We start from the raw sequence: 17,771 nt of genomic DNA on the forward strand, positions 1-17,771 counted from the left end.
TACCCAATACTTGAACACGGACAATTAGATCGCGTTAATGTTACCCAGCGGTTAAGGACCCCGCAGAAATTGTTGGAATCCCACGCCTGCCGCCCGTCAAATGGCTTCGGCGGCACCTTTCAGCAGGGGCTGGAGACGCACGCAGGCGAGATCGGTCCGCTCGAAGCGGCTGCCGATCTTGACGAGCTTCATCATCGTCTGCGGCTCTTCTTCCGGCCCCACGGGGCAGATCATGATCCCTCCGGTCGCCAGCTGATCGACGAAACGGCGCGGCAGATCGTCGAACGCCGCCCAGGCGACAATCCGGTCGAAGGGCCCCTCGCCGGCGAGGCCGTCCCTGCCGTCGGCATGGCGCGCCACGGCATTGGCGACCCCGAGTGATTCCCAGCGTGCCTGTGCCTCCGCAACCAGCGTCCTGTAGCGGTCGAGGCTGACGACCCGGCCTGACAGGCGCGCGATGACGGCGGCGGTGAAGCCCGACCCCGTGCCGATCTCCAGAACACGGTGGCCCGACGACAGCTCAAGCGCCTCGATCACCTGCGCCTGGAGATCGCACCCCTCGATGGCCTCACCGCAACCGATCGGCAGCATGCGCTCCGACCAGGCCGCGCCGGTCCATTGCGAGGGAATGAAGCCGGCGCGTGGCGTCATCTCCATGGCCGAGAACAGCGCCTTGCTGCCCAGGCCCCGCGCGCGCATGCGCAGCATGAAGGCAGCGAACCCCTCGCGCTCGGCGTCGGCGGCCATCATGCAAGCGCCTTGGTCAACCGTTCGCGCACCTCGTGCGCGGTCAGATCGAGATGAAGCGGCGTCACCGAAACGAAGTTGTCGCGAATGGCCGCCTGGTCGCTGCCCGTCCGGATGTCCGCCTGCTTGCGGCCGAAGCGGAGCCAGTAATAGGGGAAATTGCGCCCGTCCCGGCGCTCCTCGACCCACAGGCCGTGCACGAGCTTGCCCTGCGCCGTGACGAGCGCGCCCTTCGCCTCCTCGGGCGGGCAATTGGGAAAGTTCAGGTTGAGGAACACGCCTTCCGGCAAGGGCGTTTCGACAAGCCGCTTCAGCAGCGGCGGCGCCAGCGCCTCGGCGGTGCCGAAGGGCACGAAGCGGCTTTCGTCCGTGAAATCGTAGGCTTGGCTGAGCGCAATGGAGCGGATGCCGAGCAGCGTGCCCTCCATCGCCCCCGCCACCGTGCCGGAATAGGTGACGTCGTCGGCGATGTTGGTTCCGTTGTTGACGCCCGATAGGATCAGGTCCGGCGGCGCGTCCATGACATGGCGGACACCCATGATGACGCAATCCGTCGGCGTGCCGCGCAGCGCGAAATGACGGTCGTCGATCCTGCGCATCCTGAGCGGTTCGGAGAGCGACAGCGAATGCGCAAAGCCCGACTGGTCGGTCTCCGGTGCCACAACCCAGACATCGTCGGAAAGGGTCCTGGCAATGCGCTCGAGAACAGCAAGGCCCTCGGCGTGAATGCCGTCGTCATTGGTCAGCAGAATGCGCAAGATTTCAGTCCTTCACTGCTTCGATCTTCTCCAGGCCGCCCATATAGGGGCGCAGAACGTCCGGCACGGTCACGCTGCCGTCCTCGTTCTGGTAGTTCTCCATGACGGCGATCAGCGCCCGGCCGACGGCTGTGCCCGAGCCGTTCAGCGTGTGGACGAAATGCGTCTGCTTGTCGCCGCCGGCGCGGTAGCGGGCGTTCATGCGCCGCCCCTGGAAATCGCCGCAGACCGAGCAGGACGAAATCTCGCGATAGGCGTTCTGGCCGGGCAGCCAGACTTCCAGATCGTAGGTCTTGCGCGCCCCGAAGCCCATGTCGCCGGTGCACAGGACCATGGTGCGGAACGGCAGATCGAGCTTCTTCAGCACCGCCTCGGCGCATTCCGTCATGCGCTCGTGCTCGGCGATCGACGATTCCGCGTCGGTGATCGACACAAGCTCGACCTTGTAGAACTGGTGCTGGCGCAGCATGCCGCGCGTATCGCGGCCGGCCGAACCAGCCTCCGAGCGGAAGCAGGGCGTCAATGCGGTAAAGCGCAGCGGCAGCTTTTCACCATCGAGTATCTCCTCACGCACGAGATTTGTGAGCGAGACCTCGGCGGTCGGGATGAGCCAATGATCGTCCCCGGCGCGGAACAGATCCTCCGCGAATTTCGGCAACTGCCCGGTGCCGAACATGGCGTCGTCGCGCACCAGAAGCGGTGGCTGCACTTCCGTGTAGCCGTGTTCTGTCGTGTGCAGGTCGAGCATGAACTGGCCGAGCGCGCGTTCGAGCCTTGCAAGCCCACCCGACAGGACCGTGAAGCGCGAGCCCGACAGCTTTGCCGCGCGCTCGAAATCCATCAGGCCGAGCGCCTCGCCGATTTCGAAATGCTCCCTTGCCGAGTTTTTGCGGCCGGCTTCACCGACCTTGCGGATCTCGACATTGCCGCTCTCGTCGGCGCCTTCCGGCACGTCGTCGAGCGGGATGTTGGGAAGGCGGGCGAGCGCGTCGCGCAGCGCGGCGTCGTGGCGGCGCTCCTCGGCCTCGCCCTCCTGGACGAAACCCTTCAGCTCGGCCACTTCCGCCTTCAGCGTCTCGGCCAGCGCCTTGTCGCCGGAAGCCATCGCCTTGCCGATCTCCTTGGAGGCGGCGTTGCGGCGCTCCTGCGCCTCCTGCAGCTTCGTCAGGTGCTGACGGCGCGCTTCATCGAGTTCCAGGAGCTTTTGGCTTTCGGGATTCGCGCCGCGCTTCCTCAGCGCTTCGTCGAGCGCTTGCGGGTTCTCGCGAATCCATTTGATGTCGAGCATGGCAGGGTTCCGATCGCGGAGTGATTGTGAACAACCGCCCCGACAGCGACAGGAATTGCCTTCAGTCTAGGCGGTCGGCTGGTCCGCGTCGCCGGTCTCGTCAGCCGCGGCCTTCTCCTGCTCGCGATTGCGCTCGACCATGCGGGCGGCCCAGATGGCAATCTCGTAGAGAAGGATGGTCGGCAGCGCAAGGCCGATCTGGCTCACCGGATCGGGCGGCGTCAGGATGGCGGCGGCGATGAAGGCGGCGACGATGGCGTATTTGCGCTTGTCGACGAGGCCCTGCGACGTCAGCAGGCCGACGCGGGCCATCAGCGTCGTCACCACCGGCAACTGGAACACCAGGCCGAAGGACAGCATCAGCGTCATGATCAGGCCGAGATATTCGGAGACCTTCGGCAGCAGGGAGATCTGCACCGTGTTCTCCGGCCCCACCTGCTGCATCGACAGGAAGAACCACATCACCATCGGCGTGAAGAAGAAATAGACCAGCGCCGCCCCGATCAGGAACAGGATCGGCGACGCGATGAGGAAGGGCATGAAGGCGCGCCGCTCGTTCTTGTAGAGACCCGGCGCGACGAATTTGTAGACCTGCAGGGCAATGATCGGGAACGCCAGCACCACGCCGCCGAACATGGCCAGCTTGATCTGCGTGAAGAAGAATTCCTGCGGGGCGGTGTAGATCAGGTCCACCTTGCTCGCGTCGAGGCCGGCCCAGGACGTCGCCCACTGAAACGGGATGACCAGCAGGTTGAAGATCTGCTTGGCGAAGAAGAAGCAGGCAAGGAAGGCGATGAAGAAGCCGCCAATGGCCCAGATCAGGCGCGAGCGCAGCTCGATCAGATGATCGAGCAGCGGCGCCGAGGACTGATCGATGTCGTCTTTTTCGTCGGCGCTCACGAGGCGGCTCCGCTGGCTTTCTTCCTGGCAGCGGGCTTGGCCGCCGCGGTTTTCGGCTTCGCCGGCGTCTTGCTGGCCGAAGCCTTTGCCTTCGACGCCGGCGTCTTTGCCGCAGAGGTCTTCGTCGCCGGGGCCTTGGCCGCCGGCTTGCCCTCGCCGGGCAGGTTGGTCGCGCCGCCCTTCACCGGCTCGGCCGGGCGTGGCTCGCTGGCGGCGGTCGCGGCCGGTTGCGGCTTCATGGCCGCGTCGAGACCGGCGCGGATGTCCTGGCCGACCTTCTCGATCGGATTGAGATGCTTCCTGATCTCGCTGCGCGGATCGAGCTTGCGGGCGTCGTCAACCAGGGTCTTGACGTCGTCAAGCTCGGCTTCCTTCAGCGCCTCGTCGAACTGCTTCCTGAAATCGCCCGCCATGCCGCGCAGCTTCGCGGTCGTGCGCCCGAACGTGCGCAGCATGCGCGGCAAATCCTTCGGCCCGACCACGACGATCAGGACGATGGCGATCACCAGCATTTCAGGCCAGCCAACGTCAAACATATGTCACCAGAGTGAGGGCGATGGGCCGCAGAGGCCGTTCACGAGCGAAGCCGGCCGAATCAGCCGGCTTTCTTCTTGCTCGGTTTGGCCGCATCCTTGATCGGCTCGTCGGCCTGATGCTCGACCGTCTTGGTCGTGTCTTCGTCCTCGTCGGACATGCCTTTCTTGAAGCTCTTGATGCCTTTGGCCATGTCGCCCATCAGCTCGGGGATCTTGCCGCGTCCGAACAGGAGCAGCACCACCACGAGCACGATCAGCCAGTGCCAGATAGAAAAGGAACCCATGTCAGTCTCTTTCGCCAATTGCCATTGAGTTGATTTATGCGCTTTCGCCCGATGTTTCAAATGAATGTCTTGCGAAGACGAGCACGTCGGCCGGCACGACGTCGATCCAGATGTCGCGGGCACCCGGCGCCAGGGTTCCGCAACGCACCCGCGCGCGGACATGCCTGTCGGCTCCGGGAACCGCAAGCTCCAGATGCTCGACCACGCCGAGAAAACGACGGGAAGCCAGGCGCGCGGGAATGGTTCCACCCTGCTGGTTGACCTGGAAGCCCGACAGCCGCACCGCGACGATGGCCTCCTCCCCTTCCGTCAGGTCCGGAGCGGGGAACCTGCCGAGGGGCGTTTCGACGGCGCCCGAGACGACCCTGCCGGTAAACTCGTTGAGCTCCGAGAAGAAACCCGCGACGAACGGATCGGACGGATTCCGGTAAAGATCCTCCGCCGTGCCTGTCTGTACGAGCCTGCCGTCCTTCAGGAGAGCGATCCGGTCGCCCATGCGCATCGCCTCTTCGGCATCATGCGTGACGACGATGGCCGTCGCCCGGCTCTGCCGCAGGATATCGAGCGTTTCGGCGCGCACCGCATCCTTCAGGCGGGAATCGAGGCCGGAGAAGGGTTCGTCCATCAGCAGAACGGCGGGGCGCGGCGCCAGGGCCCGTGCCAGCGCGACACGCTGCTGCTCGCCGCCGGACAGCACGTGCGGATAGGCGGATGCATAGGTCTCGAGCCCGACCCGCTCCAGCGCGATCATCGCTTCGCGGCGCGCCTCCGACGGCGACAGCGCCGTCAGGCCGAAACGGACATTGTCGAGAATCGTCAGGTGCGGGAAGAGCGCGAAATCCTGGAACACGAGGCCGATCGAGCGCTGTTCCGGTGGCAGGAACACGCCCGGCCCGGCGATCACCCGGTCGTTGAGGCGGATGCGTCCGGCGTTCTGCGTCTCGATGCCTGCGGCGATCCGCAGCAGGGTCGTCTTGCCGGAGCCGGACGGCCCGAGCAGGCAGAGCACCTCGCCGGGTTCGGCGGCCAGGGAAACGTCACGCAGCGTCTCGGCGCCGGAAGCGTAGCTGTGCGAGATGCCTTCGAATGACAGGCGGGCGGCGAAGCTGACGCCGGCGGTCACCCGTGCCGCACCTTGCCTCTGACTGGTCATTTGCTGGCATCCCTGGATGGCGCGGGCAAACCCGGCCCACCGCTCTCGTCAATCATCCCCGGCGAGCGGTGTCAACAGACCGAGTTCCTCCAGGTCGATATCGGTCAGCGGATCCTCGTCCTCCGTCAGGACGTCGGGATTCGACATCGGCTGCGGCACGGCGAAGTTGGAGGGCATGCGCGACGAGAGAAGCCCTGCCCCCTTGAGTTCCTCCAGGCCCGGCAGATCGCGCAGCTCCTCAAGGCCGAAATGGTCGAGGAATTCGGTGCTCGTTCCGTAGGTGACCGGCCGGCCCGGCGTGCGGCGGCGGCCGCGCATCTTCACCCAGCCGGTTTCCAGCAGGATGTCGAGCGTGCCCTTCGAGGTCTCGACGCCGCGGATTTCCTCGATCTCGGCGCGCGTCACCGGCTGGTGATAGGCGATCACCGCCAGCATCTCGAGCGCGGCGCGCGACAATTTGCGCTGCTGCACCGCATTGCGGTTCATCAGGAAGGACAGGTCGCTGGCCGTGCGGAAGGCCCAGCTGTCGGCGATGCGCACCAGATTGACGCCACGGGCGGCATATTCGGCGCGCAGGTCCTCCAGAACGTCCCCGACCGCGACACCGCTCGGCAGGCGGTCGGCAATGGCCTTCTCCGAAACCGGTTCGGCGCTGGCGAACACAATCGCCTCGACCATGCGCCTGACCTCGGCCGCCTGCGGCCCGGAGCCGGCTGTCGGAGCGGAAGCCTCGGCATCGTCGTCCTCGGCGAACGGAACCACATTGCTGTTTTCAATCATGGGCGCTGTTCTCAATCATGGGCTGTCTCGAACAGGTTTGCCGGACGTTCCTTGCCGGTGCGCATGTAGATCGGTGCGAAAGGCTCCTGCTGGCGGATCTCCAGCGCGCCCTCGCGCACCAGTTCGAGCGTCGCGGCGAACGAACTCGCCATGGCCGTCGCCCGCTCCTCGCCTGTCGTCATGTACTGGATGAGGAACCGGTCCAGCGCCGTCCAGTCGGCGAAATCGCCGATCATGCGCACCAGGATCTCGCGCGCCTGCTTGAGCGACCACACGCCGCGCTGGGCGATGCGCACATTGGTGATGGCGCGGCGCTGGCGCTGGCCGGCATAAGCGGTCAGAAGATCGTAGAGCGAGGCCGAGAAGGCGCTCTGCCGCTCCACCACGATCGCCTCGGGCATGCCGCGTGCGAAGACATCGCGCCCGAGGCGGTTGCGGTTGACCAGCCGGGAGGCCGCGTCGCGCATCGCCTCGAGGCGCTTCAGCCGGAACTGGAGGATCGCCGCCATCTCCTCGCCGGAGGGTTCGTCGTCGTCGGCCTTCTTGGGAATGAGCAGGCGCGACTTCAGATAGGCGAGCCAGGCGGCCATGACCAGATAGTCGGCGGCAAGCTCCAGCCGCATCTGGCGTACCCGCTCGACGAAGTCGATATACTGCTCGACAAGCGCCAGGACGGAAATGCGGGCGAGATCGACCTTCTGGGTGCGCGCAAGGTGGAGAAGAAGGTCGAGCGGCCCTTCGAAACCGGCGACGTCGACCGTCAGCGCGGGTTCGGAAACGCCACGGTCCCTTGCGCTCTGGTCCTCCCACAGCTTGTCCATGGGAATGGGCCTGGCAGCCTGTCTTTCAACATTCTGGGCCAAGAATACCCGGTCCTCGTTTTCATGCGACGGCCTCGAAGCATCGCGCGAACTCCGCGCGAACCGCCGTCTCTTCCAGATCGTCCCCCGGCTTCAGGCAGGCGAGCGCGCGATTGGCGCGTTCCAGGCTCTTGCCCGACAATTCGGGCGCCTTTTCGGCCACCGCCTGCATTTCCGGCATTATTCCATGGCAGTGAAGGACAAGATCGCAGCCTGCCGCAAGGATTGCTTCGGCGCGGGCCGAGAAATCCCCAGAAAGTGCGTGCATCGAGACGTCGTCGCTCATCAGCAGCCCGTCGAACCCGATCTCGCCGCGTATGATGTCGCCGATGACGATCGGCGAGGTCGTGGCGGGGCGCGCGGGATCGATGGCGTGGTAGACGATGTGCGCGGTCATCGCCATCGGCAGGTCGGCCAGCGCCTTGAACGGCACGAAATCATGCGCCCGCAGCTCGTCGAGCGAGGCCGTCACCTCGGGCAACGCCTTATGGCTGTCGGCGAAGGCGCGGCCGTGGCCCGGCATGTGCTTCATGACAGGCAGAACCCCGCCGGCCATCAGGCCATCGCTGGCGGCCCGCCCGAGCGCGATGACGGCCTGCGGGTCGTGCGCATAGGCGCGGTTGCCGATCACGTCGTGCGCGCCGGCCACCGGCACGTCGAGCACCGGTAGGCAATCGGCGGTGATGCCGTAGCGGGCCAGATCCATCGCATGCAGCCGCGACATCAGCCAGGCGGCGCGCAACCCCGCCTCGGGGTCGCGCTTGTGGATGGCGCCGAGGGCGGCGGCGTTCGGATAGTCCGGCGCCAGCGGCGGGCGAAGCCGCTGGACGCGCCCGCCTTCCTGATCGATGAAGACCGGCGCATCGGCGCGTCCGACGCTGTCGCGCATCGCCGCGACCAGATCGCCGAGCTGTCCCGGTTCGGCGACATTGCGCGCAAACAGGATGAAGCCCCAAGGACGCTCGTCGCGATAGAACGCGATCTCGTCCGCCGTCAGTTCCGTCCCGGTCGCGCCGAGAATCATCGCTTTTGATTCGCTCATGCGCCGAGGATAGCCGCCCTCGACGGCGGCTGGAAGCGTGCAACAAAAAAGCCGCCAGGCGGACCTGACGGCTTCATGACTGCTTCGGGGCTGCGCGCTATTTCGAGACGAAACAGCTCCCACCTGCCGCCTTCAGCCTCGAACAGAGCTGGATGGCATCTTCCTTCGACTGCGAGGGAATGCGGACCCGATAATAGGTCCCCTTGCCGGCGACATCGGCCTTGACGATGTTCACGCCCCTGCCCGTCAGAAGGTCGCCGTGGCGCTGCGCCATGTCCTGATAGGATTGCTGGGCGCTTTCGGCGGTCGGCTGCGAGGAAATCTGGACGGACCAGCCGTCGGCGGCAGCCGCCACCGGTTGGGCGGGCTGTTGCGCGACGGGCTGCGCCGGCTGAGCGGGCGCGGCGGCCACCTGCGCGGGAGCAGGCGCTGCGGGCTGCTGGCTCTGCACAGGAGCTGCGGCAGGACGCGCGGTCGGGACCGGGGCAGAGGACGGGACATCCACGGCGGCGGTGCCTTCCGGCGCCGGTTCCTCCGCGGCAGCCTGCGGCGCGCCCGCCGACACAACATCAGACTGTGCGGCGGTTGCGGGGGCCTGCGGCTGCTGCGCAGCCGGAGCGGGTGCCGGTTGCACGGCGGCGACCTGTGCCGCCGGCTCGGCCGGTTCGCGAGGCACCAGCGTCCCGTCGGGGCGAACGACCATGGTGCGCACACGGCGCGGCGCCATCGCCGAATTGGCCTCGTCCGTGGAGGCGACCGCCTGCTCGGATTCCGATGTCAGGCGCTCCTCCGATTTGGGGGTCGCCTGCGGAGCCGGCACTTCAACCGGCTCTTCGATATTGGACACGAGGCGCTCCTGCTCGGGATTGCCGGCAGCTTCCGCGCCGGTGACCCGCTGATAGGCCTGACTGTCCTGGTTCGGCACGGTCTGACCACCGGGATTCTCCGGCTTCACCTTGACCGGCTCGCTGTCTGCCCGCACCAGCACCGGCGCTTCGGCGTCGCTGCCACCACCGCCACCAAAGGCAAACATGGCGACGGCGCCCAGAAGAACCACTCCGCCGGCCGCTGCGGCGATCAGCGCGCCGTTGCGGCCTCTCGGCAGGCGGTTGCGGACAAAGGCGGGAGCGGCCGCCATCGGCGCAGCCTGCGCCGCCAGGCCGTCTGATGCCTGCCCGCGCCACGGCTCGTCGTCGGCCGCAAACAGGCCGTCATCTTCGTTGCTGCCGGCATCGGGCGCCGCGTAGCCATAGGTCGCATCCTGGCCGGAGGCGTCGTAGCGCGGCGTCTCGTATCCGGTGACCGCACCCTTGAAGGCCTCGTCGGCAAAGCTGTCTTCGAAATCGAAGTCGTCATCCTGCGGGTTGTCGTCACCCTGCTCGGCTGCCGCAGCGAACCGATCGTCAGGAAAATCAAATCCGGCCTTCTCGGCAGGCCCAGAAAACGTTTCGGGGACGCCCTCAGCGTCACCGAACGCCCTGGCAAGCGCCAGTTCAAGATCGTCGGCGCCGTTTTCCGGGCCGCTGGCGGGTTCGCTGTGGAACTCGGGAATGTGCCGTGCTTCCTCGACGGCGACGCGCGCGTCGCCCGGAACATCGACGGTGTCGATCAGTGGGGGTCCGTCCTGCCCGGGCTGCTGGAGCGGTTCCGGCTGCCGCCAGAAATCGTCCGTCTGCTCGTCGGCAAAGCGCGCCGAGGGCTGTTCAAACGGCTCTCCGGAAGCCGATTCAGGTTCGGCCTCCATCTCTCCCTGCTCGGCGGCAAAAGGCCAAGACGATGCCGGGTCCTCGAGCGCCCCCTCCAGATCGTCGGCCAGCGTCGGCGCGGGGTCGTCCGGCACGCCGAACTCCGCCTCGAATGCAGCGGCCAGGTCGAGAGCCTCTCCCCCGCCCGGTCCTTCGGCGAGGGGTTCCTGCTCGCTGCCCCGCGCAACGGAGGTCGCAAAATCCTGCGGCGACATGTACTGGCGGGCCGCGCTCTGCGATGCGACAGGCTCCGCCACGCCGGCAACGGCTATCTCATTCTGCAGATCGTCGATTGCGGACATCAGGATGTCCGTGTCCTCCGGCGCATAGGGTTCGCCCGCGGACTGCGGCGCCGTTTCCGTCACGGCGAAGTCGGGATCGAGCTCGGCCCAGTCGCGCGGATCGAACACCATCTCCTCGCCGGGTTCGGCGGTCTCGATGGGCGTTTCGTCCACCTGTTCTTCCAGAGCGGGCTCGCTGTGGAACGATGCGTCCTCTTCTTCGGCGGCGGTCGAAAACCCATCCTGCAACCAGTCCTCGGACGGCGCTTCCTCGATGTCCATTTCGGGCTGGAGGGCATCCTCCTCGACACCATCGAGGCGCATTTCGGCCTCGAAGCTCGCTGCAAAGGTGTCTTCGAGCGCGTCGGACATGGCGGCGCCCGCCTCGTCGGAAACGTCTTCAGGAGCGGCATCCGCCGCGTATTCGGGAACCGCCGCCTCGAAGCGCCAGTCGTTCTCGGCCGGCTGCCATGCGTCGTTGGCTGCGACCGGCTGCGGCTCCGCATCGGAGAATTCCGTCAGGTCGCCAAGCAGCTCGTTTTCCAGTTCAAGGGCGAGATCGTCTCCGGCCTCGTCCAGATCGGACTTCGAGATATCGACGCGACGCGGGTCATGCCCCATGATGCGGGTCAGTTCCGCAAACGGGTCATCATCCGTCAGTCCAGCGATGTCTGCGCGTTGGTTGGGACTATGATCAGCCATTTCTCTTCCGCACTCACACTCGGTCGGACGCCGACGACGTCGCAACTGTTGCACCTACCAGCGCAATGTGGGCAAAAGGTGACAGGCAATCAGGCCCCAATGATGGGAAGATCAGCGCATTTCGGAAGGCGCCTCGGCCCCGATCAACGCCAGTCCCGACGTCAGTACGTCGCGGACCGCCTGCACCAGACCCAGCCTGGCATAGGTCAATTGTCGATCGTTAACCTTAACAAAACGTAAGCTGTCTGTCTCGGAGCCGCGGTTCCACTGGGCATGGAACAGGCTGGCCAGATCATACAGGTAGAAAGCCAGCCGGTGCGGCTCCATCACCTGCGCCGCGCTTTCGATCAGCCGCGGATACTCGGCGAGCTTGCGCACCAGCGCCATCTCGCCCTCGTCGGCGAGAAGCGACAGGGCTGCCCGCATGTCCGCCCGCTCGAAGGTCTCGATGCCGAGTTGCTCGCTCGCCTGGCGGAAGGCCGAATGGCAGCGCGCCGAAGCGTACTGCACGTAAAACACCGGATTGTCCTTAGACTGCTCGGTGACCTTGGCGAAGTCGAAGTCGAGCGGCGCGTCGTTCTTCCGGTACAGCATCATGAACCGGATCGGATCGCGGCCGACCTCGTCGACGGCCTCGCGCAGGGTGACGAATTCCCCTGCCCGCTTGGACATGCGCACCGGCTCGCCCGCCCGGAACAGCCGGACGAGCTGGCACAGCAGCGCCGTCAGTTCGAGGTCATCTCCGGCAAGAGCCCTGGCCACCGCCTGCAACCGCTTGACATAGCCGCTGTGGTCGGCGCCGAGCACATAGATCAGGTGCTCGAAGCCGCGATCCAGCTTGTCCTTCATGTAGGCGACGTCGGCGGCGAAATAGGTGAAGGATCCGTCCGACTTCATCAGCGGACGATCGATGTCGTCGCCGACCGCCGTCGACCGGAACAGGGTCTGGTCGCGGTCCTCCCAGTCCTCGGGCTTCTGCCCCTTCGGCGGCGGCAGCTTGCCCTTGTAGACGTGCCCCTTCATCGTCAGGTCGTTGATCGCCGAGCGGATCGGTCCGCCATTGCCCGCATGCAGAGTGCGTTCGGAGAAGAACACGTCGTGCTTGATGTTGAGGGCCGCCAGATCGTCGCGGATCATCGCCATCATCAGGTCGATGGTCTTGTCCTTGACGATCGCCATGGCTTCGGTGGCCGGCATTTCGAGCAGCTTCGTGCCGAACTCCCCGGCCAGCGCCTCGCCGATCGGCACCAGATAGTCCGCCGGATAGAGCCCGGCCGGGATCTCGCCGATCTTCTCGCCGAGCGCTTCGCGATAGCGCAGCATGACCGACTGGCCGAGCACGTCGATCTGCACGCCGGCGTCGTTGATGTAGTATTCGCGGGTCACCGCATAGCCGGCGAAATCCAGCAGATTGGCCAGCGCGTCGCCCACCACGGCGCCACGGCAATGGCCGACATGCATCGGCCCCGTCGGATTGGCCGAGACGTACTCGACATTGACCTTCCTGCCCGCGCCGAGCGTCGAGCGTCCGTATTCCGTGCCGAGGTCAAGCATTTCGCCGAGGCGTGCCTGCCAGAAGCGGTCGCTGAGCTTGAGATTGACGAAGCCGGGGCCGGCAACGCTCGCCGCGGCCACATCCGGGTCGCCGGCGAAGGCCGCCGCGATCTTCTCGCCGAGCAGGCGCGGGTTCTCCCCGACAGCCTTGGCCAGCACCATGGCGGCATTGGTCGCCACGTCGCCATGGGTCGCGTCGCGCGGCGGCTCGACGGCAATGCGTGACAGATCCAGCGCCTCGCCCGTGGCGGACTGCAGTCCGAGGGTCTCGACGGTCTTCAACACCCGATCGGTGAAATCGGCAAATAGGTTCATGGACGATGTCCTGAAAATGCTTCGGCAAACACTCTGGCACCCCGCCGGCGCGGCCCGGGCGCCGCCCGCACTAGCCCAAATCGGGAGTCCGGTCAAACAGGCGGCGGTGTTCCTTCACGGCATAGGTGTCCGTCATCCCCGCCAGGAAATCCGCCACGTGACGCGCCCTGACGGCCTCGTCCGTCAGGTCCTGCCCTTCATGCCAGCCTTCCGGCATGGCGGCCGGATCGGCGAAATAGGCGTCGAACAGGTCGCAGACAATGCGGTCGGCATTGGTCCGCACGGCGACCACGGCCTCGTGCCGGTAGAGATTGGCGTAGAGAAAGGATTTCAGTTCCTTCTCCCGCACCGCCATCGCCGGCGAGAACGTCACCATCGTCCGCCCGGCGCGATGGATGTCCTCGGCGCTGCGGGGTCCGAGCGCCTCGATGTTGGCGCGTGCCGCGACGATCACATCCTCCACCATGGCGGTGATCTGGCGGCGCATCAGTTCGTGTCCCCGCCGAACGGAGTCCAGCCCCGGATAGCGCTCTTCCACCGCACTGAGAATGCCGCCGGGCAGCGTCACCCCCGCCAGCATGTCCAGCGTCAGGAGGCCGGAGCGCAGCCCGTCGTCGATATCATGGGCATTGTAGGCGATGTCGTCGGCGATCGCCGCGCACTGGGCCTCGATCCCGGCATGAAGCGCCAGTTGCAGATCGTGCCGCGCCACATAGTCGAGGATCGCGACAGGCACGGGTCCCGCGAGACCGGCGCCCTGCGCATCCGTCAGCGGACCGTTGTGCTTGACCAGCCCCTCCAGCGTTTCCCAGCTGAGGTTCAGCCCGTCGAACTCGGCATAGCGGCGCTCGAGGTCGGTGACGATGCGCAGCGACTGGGCATTGTGATCGAAGCCGCCCCAGCGCGCCATGCGGGCGTCGAGCGCGTCCTCACCGGTATGCCCGAACGGCGTGTGGCCGAAATCATGCACGAGGGCGATTGCCTCGGCCAGGTCCTCGTCGCCGCGCAGCGCCCGCGCCAGCGCCCGGGCGATCTGGGCGACCTCGATCGAGTGGGTGAGGCGCGTCCGGTAGTGATCGCCCTCATGGGCGATGAAAACCTGCGTCTTGTGCTTCAGGCGGCGAAACGCCGTCGAATGGATGATGCGGTCGCGATCGCGCTGAAAGGGCGTGCGCGTGGGGCTTTCGGGTTCCCGGAACAGGCGCCCGCGCGACGTGGCCGGATCCGTGGCGTAGGCCGCACGCGGGCGGTACCCGAAGCCGATCTCCCGCAGGTTTTCCGAGTTGTCCATTGTCCGCCACACCATCTTCGCCAGAGGATCCGCACGACCGCTCCGGTTGACTTGCCGTCTCCGGCTTCATACCTATTCCATGAACAAGAACGCAAGGTGACCGTCAGGACAACCTCATGGGTATGGACGCCGGAACGGAAATGAAGAATGTCGAGATGACCGCGGCCGCCGCGCGGCGTATTGCAGCCATTCTGAAGGACGACCCCGGCAAGATCGCCCTGCGCGTCGCCGTCGAGGGCGGCGGCTGCTCCGGCTTCTCCTATCTGTTCAATCTCGTCGACACCCGAAACGACGACGACATCGCCATCGAACGGGACGGCGCGACGGTCCTGATCGACGATCTGTCGCTGGTCTATATGGGCGGTTCGGTGATCGATTTCGTCGACGACCTGATCGGCCAGTCGTTCCAGATCAGAAACCCGAACGCCGTCGCATCCTGCGGCTGCGGCACGAGTTTCTCGATCTGACGCTTCTCGCTTCAACGGCGCGCGCCTTTCGGGCGGGCGCAGCGCTTATCTGACAATGCTCCGTGTCAATGCGGGTTCGGGTCCCTGCCCGGCCGTAAGTCCATTCATGCTGGAAATGCCATAATAAAACCGGAATTCAATACTAGAGATATCCGTGTAGTTATTTGTTTTAATTGTTTCCTTCAAGGACATTTCATGCATCGTGGCATTGTTTCAGCAGGACATCTTTTGGTTCTTTCGTTTATCACATCGACCCCGGCACTGGCCGACAACCAAGCCGGAAGTGACTACGCGCGGGTGGTGCCGGTTACCAAGACCGAACAGACGGTCACCGGTCAGCAGATCGTCTACCCCGCCGGAAATCCGAACATCACCTCCGTGGTGGTGACGCTTCAGCCCGGAGAGGAAACCGGTCGGCACCTGCATTCCGTACCGACCTTCGGCTATATCCTCGACGGGGAGCTGGCGATTTCCTACGAGGGAAGCCCGGAGAAGACCTTCAAGGCCGGAGACGGTTTCGTGGAAGCGCTCCACACCTGGCACAATGGCCGCGCCGTCGGCGAGAAGCCGGTGCGCATCCTGGCGGTGTTCATCGGTTCCGACGCGGCTCCGGCGGTCACCCGCCCATAGAGCATGGGACAGAAAGCGGAGGCCCGGCCCTCAACCGTTCCAACGGTCCATCAACAGTCCGGTTCGCCGGCCTGTCGGCCCTCCGCTCCGCACATGGGAAGAAGGATCTGCGGCGGACTTTCCGCCGCAATCCCAACGTGTATATGCGCGCAGATTAACGCTTCGCGGAAGCGATTTGTTCAATATTTCCTGCTTGGATGGCGACGCGTCGTTTCTGCCGAAAGCGGCGCTCCGCACGGGCTCTCACCTGTCCGGCTCTTTTCCTGCGATCTGGGTGAAACAGCGTCGAAAGCATGATCCCGCTCCAAGCCTTCAAGAGATATGCCCGCTACGAACTCATCCGGGCGGGACTGGAAAGCGCGGCGCTGCCCGGCCTTATCGGAGCGCGCCCGGCGGTCGGCGGCCGCGGTGCGATCTTCACGCTGCATCACGTCGATCCGCGCGTTCCCGCGCGCTGGGCGCCCAACAGCTGGCTCAAGGTAACGCCCGCCTTTCTCGAACAGGCCATCCAGGTTTCGCTCGACAGCGGCCTGACGCCGATTTCCGTCGAGGACCTGCCGGAACGGCTGGCCGACAGGGCGGACAAACGCCGCTATGTCTGCTTCACGCTGGATGACGGCTATCGCGACAATGCGCGCTTTGCCGCCCCCATATTCCGCCGCTACGGCGTTCCCTACACCATCTTCATCACCGCCGGCTTCGTCGAGCGCAGCCGCTCCATCTGGTGGAAGACGGCGGAGGAGATTGTTGGCACGGTCGATCGCTTCTCGTTCGATTTTCCGGACGGCGAGACGGATATGAGAACGGAGACCGACCTTCAGAAGATCGCCGCGTTCGACCGTCTCGCCGCCTTCGTGACGCAGGCGGAGGATGAGGATGCCGCCGTCGCCGCCCTCGACGGGCTTGCGCGCGAATGCGGCATCGATGCGCTGGGCATCACAGAGCGGCAGACGATGAATGCTGTGGAACTCGGCGAACTGGCGCAGGACCCGCTCGCCCGCTTCGGCGCGCACACGCTGACGCACCCAAACCTGCGCCGCGTCGCAGACGACCGGCTGCGGCGCGAGTTGACCGGCTCCGCCGATGCCGTGGCGCGCTATGTCGGCGTCCGGCCGCGCGCCTTCGCCTATCCCTACGGCTATGCGGCGGCGGTCGGCCCGCGCGAGATCGCCGCGGCGCGTGACGCCGGCTTCGCGACGGCGGTGACCAACCTTCCTGGCCTGATCGACGAGCGTCATGTGGCCAGCCCGAACGCCTTCCGGCGCGTCTCGCTGAACGGGTTCTACCAGAAGCGGCGCTATGTGCGGGCGCTGCTGTCTGGTCTGCCCTTCAGGCTCCGCGCCATTGCCGGCGCGGAACCCTCCTGACGTCGCATCCTGTCAGTATCCTTTTCGCAGCGGTTGCGGCAAGACCCGGACGAACCTACAACGTCAGGCGTCCCCATGGACGCGCAAGAGGCGCTCCATCTCCTGGCTTTTGGCATTTGCAGATGCGTCGGCGTTTTCACCCGACCGCGAAATGCTCTAAGACTGGCGAAAGCGCGAAGAGGCTCGGATGAAGATCGCAACCTGGAACATCAACGGCGTCAAGGCGCGCATCGACAACCTCCTGCACTGGCTGAGCGAATCCAGCCCGGACATCGCCTGTCTTCAGGAGATCAAGTCGGTCGACGAGCAGTTTCCGCGCGAGGCGATCGAAGCGCTGGGTTATCATGTGGAAACGCATGGCCAGAAGGGGTTCAACGGCGTCGCCCTCCTGTCGAAGCTGCGCTTCGACGAGGTGAACCGTGGCCTGCCGGGCGACGATGGCGACGAGCAGGCCCGCTTCATCGAAGGCGTCTTCTCGACCGACAAGGGCGCACTGCGCGTCGTCTCGCTGTACCTGCCCAACGGCAATCCGGTCGACAGCGAGAAATTCCCCTACAAGCTCGGCTGGATGGAGCGGCTGGAACGCTGGAGCGCGGAACGCCTGCGCCTGGAGGAGCCGCTGGTGCTGGCGGGCGACTACAATGTGATCCCCGAGCCGGTGGACGCGAAGAACCCCGAGGCATGGGTCGGCGATGCGCTGTTCCGGCCCGAGAGCCGGCAGGCCTTCCGCCGGCTGGAAGGGCTCGGCCTGACGGAAGCGCTGCGCGCGGTCAATGACGAGGCGGGGATCTACACGTTCTGGGACTATCAGGCAGGCGCCTGGCAGAAGAACAACGGCATCCGCATCGACCACCTGCTGCTCTCGCCCGAGGCGGCCGACCGCCTGGTGTCGGTCTCGGTGGAAAAGCATACACGCGGCTGGGAAAAGCCGTCCGACCACGTGCCGGTGGTGGCGGAATTCGGCCTGGCGCCGGCATAGACCCGCGCATCGCTCAACCCCGTTCAAGGTTTCATCGAAACGGGACCGGGACCATTTCCTTGTTCTCCGCGTCTATGCGGGCGTCAGGTGAT

17 protein-coding genes are annotated in these 17,771 nt (G+C 65.7%); 4 read left to right on the forward strand and 13 right to left on the reverse strand.

From position 1 onward, the window contains the following. Positions 1 to 96: 96 nt before the first annotated feature. From NA2_RS20400 to NA2_RS20460, 13 genes are all read right to left on the reverse strand, one after another. The gene (locus NA2_RS20400; RefSeq protein WP_008599160.1) at positions 97 to 747 is read right to left on the reverse strand and encodes a protein-L-isoaspartate(D-aspartate) O-methyltransferase; all 651 of its coding nucleotides are present in this window, start codon (positions 745 to 747) and stop codon (positions 97 to 99) included. Beyond that, positions 747 to 1,505, reverse strand: a complete 759-nt coding sequence (surE, locus tag NA2_RS20405) for a 5'/3'-nucleotidase SurE (RefSeq protein WP_008599161.1) — start codon at positions 1,503 to 1,505, stop codon at positions 747 to 749. Before surE ends, NA2_RS20400 begins: the two co-directional genes overlap by 1 nt. A 4-nt stretch (positions 1,506 to 1,509) precedes the next feature. Next, positions 1,510 to 2,793 carry a serine--tRNA ligase gene (gene serS / locus NA2_RS20410; RefSeq protein WP_008599162.1) on the reverse strand — a complete coding sequence of 428 codons (1,284 nt, stop codon included), beginning with the start codon at positions 2,791 to 2,793 and terminating at the stop codon, positions 1,510 to 1,512. A gap of 66 nt (positions 2,794 to 2,859) precedes the next feature. Then, complete coding sequence (tatC, locus tag NA2_RS20415; protein ID WP_008599163.1) at positions 2,860 to 3,693, reverse strand: twin-arginine translocase subunit TatC; 834 nt, start codon at positions 3,691 to 3,693, stop codon at positions 2,860 to 2,862. Beyond that, positions 3,690 to 4,229, reverse strand: coding sequence for a Sec-independent protein translocase protein TatB (gene tatB / locus NA2_RS20420; protein WP_040678860.1), 540 nt, complete (start codon positions 4,227 to 4,229; stop codon positions 3,690 to 3,692). Before tatB ends, tatC begins: the two co-directional genes overlap by 4 nt. Positions 4,230 to 4,288: 59 nt before the next feature. Then, the gene (locus NA2_RS20425) at positions 4,289 to 4,513 is read right to left on the reverse strand and encodes a twin-arginine translocase TatA/TatE family subunit (protein WP_008599165.1); all 225 of its coding nucleotides are present in this window, start codon (positions 4,511 to 4,513) and stop codon (positions 4,289 to 4,291) included. Positions 4,514 to 4,547: 34 nt separating this feature from the next. Next, positions 4,548 to 5,666, reverse strand: coding sequence for an ABC transporter ATP-binding protein (locus tag NA2_RS20430; protein WP_040678861.1), 1,119 nt, complete (start codon positions 5,664 to 5,666; stop codon positions 4,548 to 4,550). A gap of 48 nt (positions 5,667 to 5,714) precedes the next feature. Continuing rightward, positions 5,715 to 6,446 (reverse strand): SMC-Scp complex subunit ScpB, encoded by a 732-nt coding sequence (scpB, locus tag NA2_RS20435; protein ID WP_008599167.1) that lies wholly within the window; start codon positions 6,444 to 6,446, stop codon positions 5,715 to 5,717. An 11-nt stretch (positions 6,447 to 6,457) separates the two neighbouring features. After that, positions 6,458 to 7,267 carry a segregation and condensation protein A gene (locus NA2_RS20440; RefSeq protein ID WP_008599168.1) on the reverse strand — a complete coding sequence of 270 codons (810 nt, stop codon included), beginning with the start codon at positions 7,265 to 7,267 and terminating at the stop codon, positions 6,458 to 6,460. Positions 7,268 to 7,328: 61 nt separating this feature from the next. Continuing rightward, a complete protein-coding gene (gene nagZ, locus NA2_RS20445; RefSeq protein WP_040678864.1) occupies positions 7,329 to 8,348 on the reverse strand; it encodes a beta-N-acetylhexosaminidase in 1,020 nt (339 codons plus the stop codon). A gap of 97 nt (positions 8,349 to 8,445) precedes the next feature. Next, positions 8,446 to 11,076: an SPOR domain-containing protein gene (locus NA2_RS20450; protein ID WP_081582743.1), complete on the reverse strand. Its 2,631-nt coding sequence runs from the start codon at positions 11,074 to 11,076 to the stop codon at positions 8,446 to 8,448. 111 nt (positions 11,077 to 11,187) lie between these two features. Continuing rightward, complete coding sequence (gene argS / locus NA2_RS20455) at positions 11,188 to 12,945, reverse strand: arginine--tRNA ligase (RefSeq protein ID WP_008599171.1); 1,758 nt, start codon at positions 12,943 to 12,945, stop codon at positions 11,188 to 11,190. Between the two features lie 70 nt (positions 12,946 to 13,015). Beyond that, positions 13,016 to 14,236 carry a deoxyguanosinetriphosphate triphosphohydrolase gene (locus tag NA2_RS20460; RefSeq protein ID WP_008599172.1) on the reverse strand — a complete coding sequence of 407 codons (1,221 nt, stop codon included), beginning with the start codon at positions 14,234 to 14,236 and terminating at the stop codon, positions 13,016 to 13,018. Positions 14,237 to 14,352: 116 nt separating this feature from the next. On the opposite strand from NA2_RS20460, the gene erpA reads away from it, so the two are divergent. The 4 genes from erpA (at position 14,353) to xth (ending at position 17,679) form a co-directional block, all read left to right on the forward strand. Further along, on the forward strand, positions 14,353 to 14,703 hold the full coding sequence (gene erpA / locus NA2_RS20465) for an iron-sulfur cluster insertion protein ErpA (RefSeq protein WP_040678866.1): 351 nt from the start codon (positions 14,353 to 14,355) through the stop codon (positions 14,701 to 14,703). Between the two features lie 228 nt (positions 14,704 to 14,931). Further along, positions 14,932 to 15,333 carry a cupin domain-containing protein gene (locus NA2_RS20470; RefSeq protein WP_008599174.1) on the forward strand — a complete coding sequence of 134 codons (402 nt, stop codon included), beginning with the start codon at positions 14,932 to 14,934 and terminating at the stop codon, positions 15,331 to 15,333. A 293-nt stretch (positions 15,334 to 15,626) separates the two neighbouring features. Next, positions 15,627 to 16,700 carry a polysaccharide deacetylase family protein gene (locus tag NA2_RS20475; protein ID WP_008599175.1) on the forward strand — a complete coding sequence of 358 codons (1,074 nt, stop codon included), beginning with the start codon at positions 15,627 to 15,629 and terminating at the stop codon, positions 16,698 to 16,700. A gap of 187 nt (positions 16,701 to 16,887) precedes the next feature. Beyond that, positions 16,888 to 17,679 (forward strand): exodeoxyribonuclease III, encoded by a 792-nt coding sequence (xth, locus tag NA2_RS20480; protein ID WP_008599176.1) that lies wholly within the window; start codon positions 16,888 to 16,890, stop codon positions 17,677 to 17,679. The last annotated feature ends 92 nt before the right edge of the window (positions 17,680 to 17,771 follow it).

The sequence above is a fragment of the Nitratireductor pacificus pht-3B genome, assembly GCF_000300335.1.
In the GTDB taxonomy this organism is placed as follows: domain Bacteria; phylum Pseudomonadota; class Alphaproteobacteria; order Rhizobiales; family Rhizobiaceae; genus Nitratireductor; species Nitratireductor pacificus.

Excerpts from the sequence above, each read along its gene's own strand:
- NA2_RS20400 (WP_008599160.1), bottom strand. The coding sequence starts at position 747 with ATGGCCGCCGACGCCGAGCGCGAGGGGTTCGCTGCCTTCATGCTGCGC.
- serS (WP_008599162.1), bottom strand. The coding sequence starts at position 2,793 with ATGCTCGACATCAAATGGATTCGCGAGAACCCGCAAGCGCTCGACGAA.
- tatB (WP_040678860.1), bottom strand. The coding sequence starts at position 4,229 with ATGTTTGACGTTGGCTGGCCTGAAATGCTGGTGATCGCCATCGTCCTG.
- NA2_RS20425 (WP_008599165.1), bottom strand. The coding sequence starts at position 4,513 with ATGGGTTCCTTTTCTATCTGGCACTGGCTGATCGTGCTCGTGGTGGTG.
- NA2_RS20430 (WP_040678861.1), bottom strand. The coding sequence starts at position 5,666 with ATGACCAGTCAGAGGCAAGGTGCGGCACGGGTGACCGCCGGCGTCAGC.
- scpB (WP_008599167.1), bottom strand. The coding sequence starts at position 6,446 with ATGATTGAAAACAGCAATGTGGTTCCGTTCGCCGAGGACGACGATGCC.
- NA2_RS20440 (WP_008599168.1), bottom strand. The coding sequence starts at position 7,267 with ATGGACAAGCTGTGGGAGGACCAGAGCGCAAGGGACCGTGGCGTTTCC.
- nagZ (WP_040678864.1), bottom strand. The coding sequence starts at position 8,348 with ATGAGCGAATCAAAAGCGATGATTCTCGGCGCGACCGGGACGGAACTG.
- NA2_RS20450 (WP_081582743.1), bottom strand. The coding sequence starts at position 11,076 with ATGGCTGATCATAGTCCCAACCAACGCGCAGACATCGCTGGACTGACG.
- argS (WP_008599171.1), bottom strand. The coding sequence starts at position 12,945 with ATGAACCTATTTGCCGATTTCACCGATCGGGTGTTGAAGACCGTCGAG.
- NA2_RS20460 (WP_008599172.1), bottom strand. The coding sequence starts at position 14,236 with ATGGACAACTCGGAAAACCTGCGGGAGATCGGCTTCGGGTACCGCCCG.
- erpA (WP_040678866.1), top strand. The coding sequence starts at position 14,353 with ATGGGTATGGACGCCGGAACGGAAATGAAGAATGTCGAGATGACCGCG.
- NA2_RS20475 (WP_008599175.1), top strand. The coding sequence starts at position 15,627 with ATGATCCCGCTCCAAGCCTTCAAGAGATATGCCCGCTACGAACTCATC.
- xth (WP_008599176.1), top strand. The coding sequence starts at position 16,888 with ATGAAGATCGCAACCTGGAACATCAACGGCGTCAAGGCGCGCATCGAC.